This window comes from Aeromicrobium sp. PE09-221 (genome assembly GCF_002174305.1).
GTDB lineage: Bacteria > Actinomycetota > Actinomycetes > Propionibacteriales > Nocardioidaceae > Aeromicrobium.
The window spans coordinates 1-929 of the sequence record NZ_MIJB01000097.1 but is presented as its reverse complement, the minus strand read 5'-3'; the positions used below and the strand labels follow the sequence as shown (position 1 = coordinate 929).

1 protein-coding gene and 1 pseudogene are annotated in these 929 nt (G+C 46.1%); both read right to left on the bottom strand.

Going from position 1 to position 929, the window contains the following annotated elements; genetic code table 11:
- Positions 1-271, bottom strand: a 271-nt coding sequence (locus tag BHE97_RS19515; RefSeq protein WP_201791559.1) for a hypothetical protein, incomplete at its 3' end; no start/stop codon positions are given.
- 1 nt (position 272) lies between these two features.
- Positions 273-842 (bottom strand): annotated as a pseudogene (locus BHE97_RS19510) (ABC transporter permease); the annotation flags it as partial.
- Between the last annotated feature and the right edge of the window lie 87 nt (positions 843-929).

The following is a 929-nucleotide window of genomic DNA, read 5'->3' as shown; positions in this document are numbered from 1 at the left end:
GTGCGTCATTCGTCGCATTCAGATCATTGCTGTAACAATCAAATGGAGTCACATACGGACCGATGATCGCCATAATGGCAATCCAAATCATCATCCAAAAGCCAGCCATCGCTGCCGGATTACTGCGTAATCGATGCCAAATGTCTTTCCATGCAGAAACGCTCTCTCCACTCATGTTCACTTTGTTGTCTTGTTTCAACACGAGTTGAAAATCCGCAACTGTTAACTCCACTCGTTCCTTTTCTGTATGTGACTCCCTTCGCTCTGACATGCTACAGTTTCACCTTCCCGCTCACTAGCTTCATTCTTGGGTCAACAACCACATAAGCGATATCGGTAAGTAGTCTGGCCATCATCAGAAGCAGACCATAGAACAATGCTAACCCCATGATCAACGTATAGTCCCGATTCATCACACTGGAGACGAAATGCTTGCCTAATCCGGGAATGCCAAATATTCGTTCGATCACAACTGAACCCGTAATGACGTTCGCTGTTAATGGTCCTACATAAGTCACCACAGGTAAGAGTGAATTCCGTAACGCATGCTTCATCATAATGACAACGGCAGGTAAACCTTTTGCTTTTGCAGTGCGAATATAATCCGCATGTAGCGTTTCCAGCATGCTCGATCGCGTCAGACGAGCGATAAACGCAATCGGCATTGCGGATAATGCCAGCACTGGCAACCCATAATCAAGTGGCTCATGTAGACCTGCTACATGAAACCACGGAATTTTCACACTAAATACGTATTGCAATAAGTTAGCCAGCACAACACTTGGGATCGAAATCCCCATAATCGCCACCAACATCGTGACATGGTCAAGGAGCTTACGGTGCTTTAACGCCGCTACCTAGCCCAATCCAATGCCAACTATGAATGAAAACAAAATGGAAACGCCGCCAAGCCTAGCTGAGTGTCCAAA